The sequence below is a fragment of the Bradyrhizobium sp. CCGB12 genome, from assembly GCF_024199845.1.
Taxonomy (GTDB): Bacteria; Pseudomonadota; Alphaproteobacteria; order Rhizobiales; family Xanthobacteraceae; genus Bradyrhizobium.
On record NZ_JANADO010000001.1, the window covers coordinates 5,104,214 to 5,116,876 of the forward strand.

Genomic DNA, 12,663 nt, shown 5'->3' on the forward strand with positions numbered 1-12,663 from the left:
CGTTTCGCTTATCCATCTTCGCACCGGGCTCCCCCAAGCCCGGCCCCACCCAAGCAAAGCCGTCGAGCGAACATGGGTCGCTTGGCGGCTTTGTCCTTAGTGTCGACGAGAGGATCATTTCGGTTATGGCGCGCAAGCCCTGGTCGTTCAAGGAAGACCGTCGGCTCATGGAGCTGGCCAAGTCTTCGGCTTCGCTGGAAGAGGCGGCGAAACAGCTCGGGCGCTCGCCTGATGCGATCAAGCGCATGGCGTTGCGGCTTGGTCTTTCGTTGAAGTCGAAGACGGGCAAGAAAGGCTAGCCTCGGAAACCGAGTAGCGAGGACAGCAGGCCGTCCTCGTCCGCATCGCGGCAACGCTCCCCTTCGACGCAGCCGCAGCTTTCGTCCTGGCAGAATGGAACCTCAGCAGCGATTGGGCGTTAACTCGGACTTCACAGCGAGGTCTGGCAATGGTCCACTTTGCCATTTCCGCAATATTGGTTTGGCTGGCGATCAACATCGCATTCGTGGTGCTTCGGCTGTGGGCCACCCGCCATCCCATCGCGCCCCACGATAGGCCCGGCCAACCTTATCCCGAGGTCTTTTCCGTCCGTCATCGCCTGGGGCGGTGAACGTCGATCAAGCTCCCGCCTGCAGCGGTCCCTCCGGCCCCCTCACCCCAGTTCTGCGTCTTATCCTGGGAACCCATCCCGGGGCGGGTTGCGGAGCCGGGCGTCCCCGAGCTCCCCACAGCCAACGCCGGGAGAAGGACGCTTAACGTCCTGATCATGCTGCTCGCCTGGGTCGCGCGACCATTGGCGCGGCAACCGCTCGGATCAGGCCTCGGAGCCAGGCTGCCCGTTAAACCCAATCTTAGCGCCCGCCGGCTAGGATCAAGCTCCAAGCATCGCCTGATTTCGCCTGAACCGGATGAGACTACAGCGACCGAACCTTTCGTTTGCGGCGCTCGTGCTTGCGAGCACGATGGCGTTCGGGCTGGCGGGCCATTTCGCCGCAAAGGCCGTCATTCGCAATCAGCAGGCGCATCAGCTCAACGAGTTGATCGAGGTCGTTCTGCGCCGCTCTGAATTTGCGGTCGATTTTGCCGCGGCCAGCCTGGACGAGCTCGCGAGGCGCAATCTCGCCAGCTGCGAGCCCGGGGCGTTGCAAGCGATCCGCCTCCACGTCTACCAGCGCTCGGCGATCAAGGACGTCCGCCTCGTCAAACCGGATGGCTCGGTGATCTGCTCAGCTTATTCCGAAACGCTCGAATTCGACAAGGGATGGGTGGATCGCCGCGACATGCTGCCGTCGCGCGACAAGGCGCTTTCGCTGTTCCGCGTGGAGCAGTTCGGCGGCGACGCCTTGGGCGTGCTCAGGGACATCAACAGCAGCTCCGCCCTTGTCGCCATTGTCGGCATCAATGCCAGCCTGCTCGACATCATGCCCGCCGAACTGCGCGCGCACAGCAAGGTGATCCTCGCCTTGAGCAGAGGCGAGAAGCTCGGCGAATTCCAGACCGACGCCGACAAGTCCCTGCTGGAGCCGATCAGTTTCGACAGGAATTCCACTCGCTTCCCGCTTCATGCCACGATCCAACTCGAGCACGCAGTCCTTTCAAGCTGGAACAACGAGGCTTATTGGCCCGCGCTCGCAGTAGCCCTCGGACTTGGCGCAATCTTTGGCATTCTGCTGGCACGCAGCCGTCGAATGGAGGGGCCTGTCGCCGATCTCGATCGGGCGCTGGCGGCCGGCGAATTCAAGCCATACTACCAACCAATCTTCGACCTCAGGACAGGTCAGATCAAGGGCTGCGAGATTCTGGCGCGCTGGCTGCGCCGAGACGGCTCTGTGGTCCCGCCGATGAACTTCATTCCGCTCGCCGAATCCAGTGGGCGCATCCAGGCGATGACCTGGCATCTCCTGGGATCGGCGCTCGCCGACCTGAAGCCCCTGCTGAAGGCGAACAAGAATTTCAAGATGTCCTTGAATGTCGTTCCCAACCATCTCCTGAGTGCGGGCTTCGTTGAAACGCTGCGTCGCAAGGTTCTGACGGCAAGGGTCTCCGCGCGCCAGATCGTGGTCGAGATAACCGAGCGCGACGAGCTCGACGATCTCGCGCGCGCCGCGGCGGTTGTAGCCGAGCTGCGGGACCATGGCTTCCGCGTCGCCATCGACGACGTCGGCGTCGGCCATAGCGGACTGTCCCGACTGAAGGGCCTCGGCGCCGACATGATCAAGATCGACAAGTTCTTCGTGGACACGATCACCGTGGACGCGTCGACGACGACGATCGTGGAAATGCTGGTGGCGCTCGCGAGGGATCTCCACATGACCGTGGTCGCGGAAGGAATCGAGACGGAAGAGCAGCTCCGCGCACTGGTCGCGTCCGGCGTCGAGGAAGGCCAAGGTTATCTCGTTGCGCCGCCCGTGCCCCTCGCCAGGTTCAATGAGCTCGTTGAATCGCGCCGCGTGGCACCGCCAGGCGCGGCGGCCTCCAGCGGCACGGCCTTGGTGGCCTGACTGGCGCGAAGACGTCCGAGCTTTCTTACAGGGCCGAGCCGCCCAAACGTCCCACCTTGAAACCAAACCTGTGCCCGCCCGACCTTTAATGGCGGCAGGGGCCTTTAACGATGTTTTCGGCTTTCGAACCAGACCGGCGATCAACCTTGTATGTTGGCGCCATGCGCAAGAACCACCTCATTGCGGCCGCGAGCATCTGTCTTGCACTGATTGTCTATGCCACCCTGGCGAGGCTGTCGGGAAGACCCGCGCTCATGGGGCATCACGAGGCCTATTGGATCGTCGTGATCGAGCGCTTCAGTGCCTATGGTCTGCTCGGCTTCCTTCTGTCCTTCCTGCTGCCTGGACGGTTCGCTCTGGCTTGCTCTCTCGTCATAGCGGTCGCCATGGGGCTGGAGCTCATACAGGCGTTCATACCCGATCGGGATCCGGGCTTCCTCGATGTGTTGCAGAAGGCGGCAGGAGGCACCGTGGGCGTCATGCTCGCCCAGATGATCTTGGCGTTCTTGCCCCGACCGCCATCCTAAAGAGAGCGGCATCCCTCAAGCGAGATGACCGGTGAGACGCCCAACCGGTCTTTACTTCATCATCTGGCCACGCAGCTCACCGCCCGGGTTCCCGGCCGTGTGGATGTTCGCATACCACTTTCCGGCCAGCAGATCCGCCGCCTGCGCGTCGGTGAGCGTAGCACTGCCTTGGATCGGGCTTTGCGCCGACTTGAACGGCAGGGCGATGCCGGCGTTCTTGCCGGCATCGCTGGGGCCATGGAAATGCGCCCCCATCGCCGGTCCCGTAAGCCCGGCATAGGTGACGATGTAAGTCAGGACCTTCGTCTCAGTGTCGTAGCTTGCCTCGGCCTTGCCTGATCCGGGCGAGCTGTTCGGAGGCACTTCGTTGCTTCCCTTGAGCTCGGCTTTCAGCTTCACGACCTCCGCACCTGCCGTTGCGCTCGTCGCAATGACGCTTCCGACGAGCGCAAGCGTCCCCAACAGTGCCACCGACGGCCGACACACGGCTTTGATCATGCACTCCTCCTGCGGACTCCGCGCCCCATCGCGATTGAACACCGACAATAGCCGGAAATTCCATCGCTGAGCTTATGCTGATTCGGGACAACGACCGCGGGAATTAGCCTTCGCAGTCGGTCACGGGCCGGAACATGCGGCGGCTCAGGCCACCCCACGCCTGTTGTGGAACTCGGTGGGAGCCAACAGCTCGGCCATCTGCCGATGGGTATCGTGCAGCGCCTCGATGGCGCAATCGAGATCGAAATCCGCGTCACGAACGGATGCAAAGAACTTGGCCGTCAGTGCCAGGTCGAGTTTGACGCGCGTCGCCCCGTCGCGACTCCTGCGACGATCGAGCGACAACTGGATGGCGCGGTCCCTGGCCTCCATTGCGCCGCAGCCGCAAAGCGCGCCGAGTTCATCGTATGTCATCCAGATTTGAGGCATGTTCTTCCACCACACTTGATCGGCCGCAGACTAGCTCTCGCTTCTAAAGGCAGAGTTGCTGCAGCGCGCTGCGGCGTGATTTCGAGACAACAGTGTCAATGCAACGCTAATCATGGCAATGGGCGCGAACGCGCGTGGAGCCGCGCGGATCATTGTCGATTTGGCCTTCACCTGGGCGGGCCCGCCGTTGGCGGATGCCGCGGCCGAGAACGGCCGTCGAGCCCCTTGGGCAGCTTGTCGGCATTGAGCTTCACGACCGCGCGTTTGGCATCGGCAGCCGGCGTATCTTCCTGACTGTAGATCAGTGTGGCTTCGAACATCACGTCCGGCGCTTCGCGCGCCGTTCCCGAACAGGTCGCCATCGCACCGCTGCACACGCCCGAGAGCTCGACCTCGACCTCGTCGGGCCCGAACACCGTCGGCGGTCCCTCGGCATATCGCCGTGTGGTCAGAATTGCCGTGAAGCGCTGCTCATCGACCCGATACGAGCCGCCATAGGTGAAGAAGCAGTCGCTGCCCGAAATCCGCCCCTCGGCCAAATGGACGACACCGGTGCCCTGGCCACGCGGCGTCCTGAACCAGGCAGCGTATTTGCCTTCTCTCAGCATTGAAAACATCCGTCGTGAAATTCACCGGTATTTGCAACCAACTGTGGGGCGCGACAATGACCGATGCAGCGGGCATGCCGCCACGGTTAACGCCCGGCAAAATCAACTCGTCAAATTGCTGCCGACGCCCGAAGCGAAGCCGGCTGCGCCCTCAAAACAATTCTATGCCGTCATCGGCTGCCGCGACCGCCTCGACCCGGCGCGTAGCGGCGATCGATGCCAGTCCGAGAGTTTGCAGGAACACCCGGTGGACGTCCCGCTCGCGCTCCATCGTGTAGCGTGCGAAGAGCCCGTCGAGCACGGCCTCGTCTTGCGGCTGCGGCCTTTGCACGCCAACGCTCGTGGTTTCGAGGCGCGCGGCGACCGCGGGCAATGTCGCGGAGCCATCGCCGAGCGCGGTCATCAGGCCCTGCGCCGAATTCATCAGACGCTCGAATTCCGCGCCTTCATCGACGAGCCGGCCCATCAGCTTGCCGAGCCGTTCGTTGCCGGCCTCGACCTCGCGCAGTGCTTGAAGGATCTGCGGCTCGAGCTTGGCGAGCTGCGTGGGATCGCCCTGCACGCGGAGTTGCTTCAGCTCTCTGGCCGAGCGCTCGATGCCGTCGAGTACGGGCCTCAAGCGCCCCGCCCCCGCCGAGACCTGGTCGGCGGTCGCCTTGAGCTCGTTGGCGATGACGACGAAGGCGCTGCCGCGGCTGCCGAGATGACTTGCCTTGAGACCGGCGTTCATCCCGATCAGCGTGATGTCGACGGTCGCCTCGGCAAGCCCGGCGATCGCGTGACGAAACTTCGTCAGCGTGTCCTCGACGATCGCAAGCGCCTCGTCCACCGAGCGGCCCGCACCCTCGCAGGTGACAATCAGGGTCGAGGCGTGAGCCAGCGTCTGCTTGATGCGCGACAGGAACGATGACGCGCCGCCGTCCTCGCCGCCGAACAGCGTGCGGCCGTGGCCGACGACACTGCCGGCATCGCGCAGGATGGCGGTCAGCGCGCGAACGATCTGACCAATGTCGCCGCTGAACTCGCGCTGGGCATCCCTGAGCTGGGCCGCCTGCAACTGGCAAATTGCGCGCGCGCCGTCGTCGCTCGCGACCGGTTCGGGAACGAGGCTCGGGGTGGATCCCGAGGCGAGGCCGAGACCGTGAGAGACATGCTCGAGACGCTGACGCGTGCTGTCGCCGGCCTGCAAGGAGATGATCGCGCTGCCCACCGCCTCGGCGATCTTCCTGGTGCTGGAACTCGTGAGGTCGGTGAGATGGCTGCTGTTGCTGCGCTGGTCGCGCAATCCGGAATGGGCCGCACCGAGCTCGACGCTCTCCGCCGCCAGCTGATTCCGGTAGCGGCCCTCGAATTCCTTTTGCCGGCCGAATGCGGTGGCGACGGCCTCGGACAGACGCTGCTGATCCCGCGCGCAGCCCTCGATCGAGCCCTGCACGGCCTTGCCGAGATCGTAGGCCTCCTGCGTGAAGGCGAGAAAGCCCTCGCGGTCACCGTCGAGCGAGGCTGCCTCGATCCGCGCGCTGCGGGCAATGATGGTGATCATCTGGATGTGCTTGAACAGCGGCTTGAGCAAGGCAGATGCCTCCGCCGTGCTTTTGCCGATCGTCTCCAGCAGGGCCGTCTCGGCCGGAAGCGCCTGCGCCAGCTCGCTGAGCCGCGCGGCGATCTCCTGCAACGCAGTCGCGGCACCCTCGATCTCCGCACCGGCGAGCTCCGAGGAAAGCGTTGCGAGGCCCTGGTTCAGCTCCTTGAAGATCAGATGACCGCGTCCAAGCTCGTGACCGACGCGGGCGAACACGTCCTCGATCCGCGAGGAGACGTCCTCGATCGCGGCGATCGCCTCATTGAGCGTGCTGGCCGGAATGGCGGACATTGCGATCAACCTGCCACCGCAGCGTGCCCGGCCTGGTACCAGAGCATGATCTCGCGCGGAATATGGTGCAGCGATACGACCTTCTCGACGCCGCCATGGGCGATGGCTTCCTTGGGCATGCCGAACACCACGCAGCTCTCTTCGTCCTGCGCCCGCGTCGAGGCACCGAGCTTGCGCATTTCCAGCATTCCGCGCGCGCCGTCGTCGCCCATGCCGGTCATGATCACGCCGAGCGCGTTGGCGCCCGCATGCTGGGCCGCGGAGCGAAACAGCACGTCGACGGAGGGGCGATGCCGTGACACCGGCGGGCCGTCCTTGATCGCGATCTGGTAGCGCAGGCCGATGCGTTGAAGCAGCATGTGACGGGCACCAGGCGCGATATAGGCGCAGCCCGGCAGCACCGGCTCGCCATCCTCGGCCTCCTTGACCCGGATCTGGCACACGCTGTCGAGGCGTTTCGCAAAGGCGGCGGTGAAGCCCGCCGGCATGTGCTGAACGATGACGATGGGCGGGCAATGCGGCGGCAACATCTCGAGGACGTCGTTGAGCGCTTCGGTGCCGCCCGTCGAGGCACCGATGCACACGATGCGCTCCGTCGTCGGCCGGGTCTTGCCCTGCACCGGCGGCGGGATGATGGCGTCGGCCGTCAGCTTCTTCTCGACCACGCGGCGCTCCGCGCGCGGGCGCACCCGGGCGCGGGCCGCCGACTTCACGGCCTCGCGCAGCCGCGTGGAGCATTCGAGCAGCGCCTGCCGCGTGTCGATCTTCGGCTTCGGCACGATGTCGACCGCACCGGCTTCGAACGCCTCGAACATCACGTTCGAGCCCTCCTCGGTCAGCGAAGAGCAGATGATCACCGGAATCGGACGTTGCGCCATGATCTTGCGCAGGAACGTCATGCCGTCCATGCGCGGCATCTCGATGTCGAGGATGATGACGTCGGGGATTTCGTTCTGCAGGCGGCGGGCCGCCGCGAACGGATCCGAAGCCGTCCCCATCACCTCGATATCGGGATCTTCGTTGAGGATCGTTTGCAGGATTTGGCGCACCGACGCCGAATCGTCCACGATCAGCACGCGAACTTTCTCCCTCGGCATTTTAGGCGGCGCTCCGATCAGACCTGGAAAATGGTTGGCTGAACTTGCTTCAAGCCCGGCACGGCACTGTGGATCATCGATTCCGAATGTCCGACCAGCAGATAGCCGCCCGGCCGCAAATGGCTGCACAGCTGCTCGATCACCTTGCGCTGCGTCTCGCGCTCGAAATAGATCAGGACGTTGCGGCAAAAGATGATGTCGACGTCGCGGTCGACCGGATAGGACGCGTCCATGAGGTTCATCCTCATGAAATGCGTCATGCCCCGCAATTCCGGCACCACCCGCACCTCACCGCGCGACCTGTCGCGCGACGACAGGAAATATCGCTTCACAAAATTCTCAGGCACCGGCGCAAGCACGTCGCGGGTATAGATCGCAGTCTTGGCGAGGCGCAGCACGGCGGTCGAGATGTCGGTCCCGAGGATGCGGTACTGAAACCGCGAGCCGTTCCGCGTCATGTCGTCCAGCACCATCGCAGTCGTATAGGCTTCCATGCCGGTGGAGCTTGCCGAGCTCCAGACCTTGACGTTCGCATTCCTGCGTCCATGCGATTTGAGCAGCGCGGGAATCGCGACGTCCCGCAGGAAGGTGAAGTGCTGCGGCTCCCGGAAGAAGTCCGTCTTGTTGGTCGTCACCACATCGATGAGATGCGTGAGCTCGGTGTCGAAATGATCGGCCTCGAACAGGTTCTCGACGTATTCGTTGAGGTCGGAGAAGTTCAGCGCGCGCACGCGCTTGTGCAGCCGCCCCTCCAGCATCAGCCGCTTGCCCGGCGGCAGCTTGATGCCGACCTGGCCCTCGATCAATTGGGCGATGGTCCGGAAGTGACGGTCCGACAGATGCACGGCCGTATCCTGCACGGCGGGCATCATGGCTTCCTGCCCCCGGTCGGGGATGGCCGCCTGCACTGAATGTCGGGCCATAGGGGCCATCATGAGTCCTACGCGTTCACGTAACCGCTGAAAGCGGACCGGTCCCATCGAGCGGGCCGGTCCGCAGGCACCCTTGCGGGTCCTAGCGTTGGAAATCGGCGTCCCGGTCGTCGCCGCTGTCGTTCATGTCGAACGCGAAGCCGCCGCCACCGGCGGCCTTCATGGCGCGCACCGGCTTGCCTTGCGGCTTCTTGGCCGGACGCTCGGCGGCCGCCATGTGCGCGGCCTTGGCGCGCAACTGGTTGACCGCGCGGTCGATCGGCGCGGCCGCCGGTCCTCTCGCCCCCTGTTCGATGCGGAAATAGGCGATCGTGGATTGAAGCTGCTCGGCCTGCGAGGCGAGTTCCTCCGAGGTCGAGGACACCTGCTCGGAGGCGCTGGCGTTCTGCTGGCCGACCTTGTCGAGCTGCTGAATCGCCTGGTTGATCTGCGCCGAGCCGACGTCCTGCTCGCGGCAGGCCGCCGTGATCTCCTCGACGAGCTCGGCCGTCTTCTTGATGTCCGGAACGAGCTTGGAAAGCATGATGCCGGCCTCCTGTGCCACCTTGACGGTGTCGACCGAGAGCGTGCCGATCTCGGCGGCGGCGGCCTGGCTGCGTTCGGCGAGCTTGCGCACTTCGGACGCCACCACCGCGAAGCCCTTGCCGTGCTCGCCGGCGCGGGCGGCCTCGACCGCGGCGTTGAGCGCGAGCAAATCGGTCTGGCGCGCGATCTCCTGCACGATCGTGATCTTTTCGGCGATGGTCTGCATCGCGTTGACGGCGCGGCCGACCGCGGCCCCACTGGCCTCCGCGTCCTTGGCGGACTGCGCTGCGATCTTTTCGGTCTGGTTGGCGTTGTCGGCGTTCTGCTTCACGTTGGAGGCCATCTCCTCCATTGAAGAAGAGGCCTCCTCCGCGGACGAGGCCTGCTCGGTCGCGCCCTGCGAGAGCTGTTCGGCGCTGGCCGAGAGCTCCTGGCTGCCGGCCGAGACGTTCTGCGCCGCGGTGAACGTCTCCGAGACGATTTGCCGAAGCTTGTCCACCATGCGTTCGAGCGCAAGGCCGAGCGTGTCCTTCTCGGACAGCGGCTTGGCTTCGACCATCAGATTGCCCTGCGCGATCTCGTTGGCGACCGCCGCGGTGGCATTCAAGTTCACGGTCATCGCGTTCAGTGACTTGATGAGATCGCCGATCTCGTCATTGCTGGATGATTCGATCTTGTGGCTGAGATCACCGATCGCCACCGCGTCGGCGAGGCCGACGGCCTGCGCCAGCGCCCGGCTGATGCTCATCGCGATCCAGGTCGCGGCGACCGCGGCGATGAGGAGCGAGGCAATGACCAGGCTCATCAGTATCAGTTCGGCGCGGGCGCCATCCTGCTTGGCCTGCTCGGCCTGCTCGGACATGTTCTTCTTGACGTTCCTGATGTAGCCATCGGCCGCTTCGATCGCATCCGCGACGACCTTGCGGCCGTCATGCATGGAGCGGTCCAGCGCCTTCGGCTTGTCGGTCTTCGCAAGCAGGACCGTCTCGTCCTGATACGCGTTCAGCTTGTTAAAGGCGACGTTGAAGACGTCCATCAGCTTCTTGCCGCCTTCGGTAGCCGCCGCGTAGATCTCGTCCTTGGACTTAGCGACCGCCTCGCGGCTCTTGATGAGGTCGAGTCGGAACTGCTCGTGCTCTGCGTCGGACGCCGCGAGGATCGAGTTCTTCTCGGCGCGCACCAGGAACAGAATGCCTTCCTTCAACTCGGCGGCCTTCTCCATGCGGCCTGCACGGCCGACCAGAAGCTCGGTGGTGCCGACCATATCGGCCAGCTTCATGTAACCGACCGCACCGGCGATCATGGACAGCAGGATGACGACGCCGAAGGCGCTGGCAAGCTTGGCTTTGACGGTGAATCTCATGTCAGTCTCGTTGTTTCGAATTGGGGTGCTACGCTTGACCACGCACGTGCAAACTCAGGCGGCGCGGGATGAATCCGCGGCCGCGTTACGTCCTTCCGGGATCTCGTCGTTCGCCATCAGCTTGGCGAGATCGAAGATCACGACGAATTTCTCGCCCTTGCGGCCGATGCCGGCGGCGTAATCGGACTGCCACTTGCCGCCGACCTCGGGGATCGGCTCGATCGCCTGCTCGTCGATGTCGGTCACCTCGAACACGCAATCGGCGACGAAGCCGACGCCGACTAGGCGGTCCTTCATCGGCACGTCGAGGATGATGATACGGGTCGCCTCGGTGGCGGCGACGCTCGGCAGGCCGAGCTTGGTGCGGAGATCAACGATTGGATAGCCGCTGCCGCGCACGTCGATCATGCCGAGCAAGAAGTTTGGCGCGTGCGGCAGCCGCGAGATCGGCCGCATGTCGAGAATTTCACGGACATTGCGGATGCTGATGCCGAACGTCTCGCCGGCGAGCCCGAGCGTCAGATATTGCGAGGTTGCGGCCATGATGCAGTCCAGGGGTCCGAAGGTTTGGGAATGAGCACGGTCCGGCACGCAGCCGGACCGGTTGTTCAGCGCTGGAACTCGGCGTCGCGATCGTCTTCGCCGTCATGCATGTCGAAAGCGAAGCCACCGCCGCCGGCGACTTTCATCGCCCGAGCCGGCTTGCGGGCGGGCGCGGACCTCTTCGCACCGCGGTCCGCTGCTGCCATGTGCGCCGCCTTCGTGCGAAGCTGGGTGACGGCGCGGTCGATCGGCGCCGATGCTTTCTCGTCGCGTCCGCCATGCTCGATGCGGAAGAACGAGATGGTCGACTGGAGCTGCTCGGCCTGCGAGGCAAGCTCCTCCGAGGTCGAGGACACCTGCTCGGAGGCGCTGGCGTTCTGCTGGCCGACCTTGTCGAGCTGCTGGATCGCCTGGTTGATCTGGGCCGAACCGACGTCCTGCTCGCGGCAAGCCGCGGTGATCTCCTGCACCAGCTCGGCGGTCTTCTTGATATCGGGCACCAGCTTGGACAGCATGACGCCGGCCTCCTGCGCCACCTTCACGCTTTCGGTCGACAGCGTGCCGATGTCCGCCGCAGCCGCCTGGCTGCGTTCGGCAAGCTTGCGCACTTCTGAGGCGACCACCGCAAAACCCTTGCCGTGCTCGCCGGCGCGTGCGGCTTCGACCGCCGCGTTGAGCGCGAGCAGGTCGGTCTGGCGGGCGATCTCCTGCACGATCGTGATCTTCTCGGCGATGGTCCGCATCGCTTCGACGGCACGGCCCACGGCGACACCGCTGGCCTCCGCATCCCTGGCCGATTGCGCCGCGATCTTCTCGGTCTGGTTGGCGTTGTCGGCGTTCTGCTTCACGTTGGAGGCCATCTCCTCCATCGAGGACGAAGCTTCCTCCGCGGAGGAGGCCTGCTCGGTCGCGCCCTGCGACAGCTGCTCGGCGCTGGCGGACAATTCCTGGCTGCCGGCCGAAACGTTCTGCGCCGCGGTCAGGGCTTCCTCGACGATCTGTTTGAGTTTCTCGACCATGACATTCAGCGACTTGGTGAGGTCGCCGATCTCGTCATTGCTGGACACCTTGATCATCTGGCTGAGGTCGCCATCGGCAACAGCGCCGGCGAGCCCGACCGCACGACCGAGGCCGCGGGCGATGCTGATGGAAATCCAGATCGCAGCAATCAGACCGATCGCTAGCGATGCAAGCACGGCCGAAATCAGAAGGAACTGAGCGCGGTTGCCGTCCTCATGAGCCTGGGCCGCCTGGGCGGCCATGTTCTTCTTGACGTTGGTGACGTAGACGCCGGCGGCTTCCATTGCTTCGCCGACCGCCTTGCGAGCCTCAATCGACGAGCGCTCGACGGCCTTCGTCCTGTCGGTCCTGGCAGTCTTGAAGACGTCGTCCTGGACGGCATTCATCCGGACGTAGGCCGCGCCGAAATTCTCAATCAGCTTCTTGCCCTCGGCAGAGGCCGCGGCATGGATCTCCTCTTTCAGCTTCAGCAGCGTCTCGCGCTGCTTGGCGATCTCGGCGATGAAGCGATCGGCCTCACTATCCGGCGCGAGAAGCAGGTTCTTCTCGGCCCGAACCTGGGACAGAATTCCCTTCTCGATTTCCGCCGCACGGTCAATCCGGACGGCGCGCGACACCAGGCTGTCGGCGGTGTCGATCATCTCGCTCAGCTTCACGTAAGCAAGGCCGCCCGCGGCCATCGAGAGCAACAGGACCACGCCGAATGCACTGGCAAGTTTTGCCTTGACGGTAAATCTCATTTCCAGC

The 12,663-nt window shown here is 64.4% G+C and carries 12 protein-coding genes; 3 read left to right on the forward strand and 9 right to left on the reverse strand.

The genetic code is table 11. The annotated features are described in order from the left end of the window. Positions 1 to 125 precede the first annotated feature (125 nt). The 3 genes from NLM27_RS23765 (at position 126) to NLM27_RS23775 (ending at position 3,028) form a co-directional block, all read left to right on the forward strand. Entirely contained in the window at positions 126 to 299 is a 174-nt protein-coding gene (locus NLM27_RS23765) for a hypothetical protein (protein ID WP_254145641.1), read from the forward strand. Positions 300 to 908: 609 nt separating this feature from the next. After that, positions 909 to 2,501 carry an EAL domain-containing protein gene (locus NLM27_RS23770; protein WP_254145642.1) on the forward strand — a complete coding sequence of 531 codons (1,593 nt, stop codon included), beginning with the start codon at positions 909 to 911 and terminating at the stop codon, positions 2,499 to 2,501. A 161-nt stretch (positions 2,502 to 2,662) separates the two neighbouring features. After that, positions 2,663 to 3,028 carry a VanZ family protein gene (locus tag NLM27_RS23775; RefSeq protein WP_254145643.1) on the forward strand — a complete coding sequence of 122 codons (366 nt, stop codon included), beginning with the start codon at positions 2,663 to 2,665 and terminating at the stop codon, positions 3,026 to 3,028. A gap of 51 nt (positions 3,029 to 3,079) precedes the next feature. Here NLM27_RS23775 and NLM27_RS23780 read toward each other — a convergent pair whose 3' ends face one another. The 9 genes from NLM27_RS23780 to NLM27_RS23820 form a co-directional block, all read right to left on the reverse strand. Next, a complete protein-coding gene (locus NLM27_RS23780; protein ID WP_254145644.1) occupies positions 3,080 to 3,526 on the reverse strand; it encodes a CHRD domain-containing protein in 447 nt (148 codons plus the stop codon). Between the two features lie 144 nt (positions 3,527 to 3,670). Next, positions 3,671 to 3,955 (reverse strand): hypothetical protein, encoded by a 285-nt coding sequence (locus NLM27_RS23785; protein ID WP_256570318.1) that lies wholly within the window; start codon positions 3,953 to 3,955, stop codon positions 3,671 to 3,673. Positions 3,956 to 4,122: 167 nt separating this feature from the next. Next, complete coding sequence (locus NLM27_RS23790; RefSeq protein WP_254145646.1) at positions 4,123 to 4,563, reverse strand: hypothetical protein; 441 nt, start codon at positions 4,561 to 4,563, stop codon at positions 4,123 to 4,125. 151 nt (positions 4,564 to 4,714) lie between these two features. Beyond that, positions 4,715 to 6,436 (reverse strand): chemotaxis protein, encoded by a 1,722-nt coding sequence (locus NLM27_RS23795; RefSeq protein WP_254145647.1) that lies wholly within the window; start codon positions 6,434 to 6,436, stop codon positions 4,715 to 4,717. A 5-nt stretch (positions 6,437 to 6,441) separates the two neighbouring features. Beyond that, positions 6,442 to 7,533 (reverse strand): chemotaxis response regulator protein-glutamate methylesterase, encoded by a 1,092-nt coding sequence (locus NLM27_RS23800; protein WP_254145648.1) that lies wholly within the window; start codon positions 7,531 to 7,533, stop codon positions 6,442 to 6,444. Between the two features lie 17 nt (positions 7,534 to 7,550). After that, positions 7,551 to 8,405, reverse strand: a complete 855-nt coding sequence (locus NLM27_RS23805; RefSeq protein WP_254148906.1) for a protein-glutamate O-methyltransferase CheR — start codon at positions 8,403 to 8,405, stop codon at positions 7,551 to 7,553. 142 nt (positions 8,406 to 8,547) lie between these two features. Then, positions 8,548 to 10,353 carry a methyl-accepting chemotaxis protein gene (locus NLM27_RS23810; RefSeq protein WP_254145649.1) on the reverse strand — a complete coding sequence of 602 codons (1,806 nt, stop codon included), beginning with the start codon at positions 10,351 to 10,353 and terminating at the stop codon, positions 8,548 to 8,550. A 54-nt stretch (positions 10,354 to 10,407) separates the two neighbouring features. Beyond that, positions 10,408 to 10,896, reverse strand: coding sequence for a chemotaxis protein CheW (locus NLM27_RS23815; protein ID WP_254145650.1), 489 nt, complete (start codon positions 10,894 to 10,896; stop codon positions 10,408 to 10,410). 65 nt (positions 10,897 to 10,961) lie between these two features. Then, the gene (locus NLM27_RS23820) at positions 10,962 to 12,656 is read right to left on the reverse strand and encodes a methyl-accepting chemotaxis protein (RefSeq protein WP_254145651.1); all 1,695 of its coding nucleotides are present in this window, start codon (positions 12,654 to 12,656) and stop codon (positions 10,962 to 10,964) included. Between the last annotated feature and the right edge of the window lie 7 nt (positions 12,657 to 12,663).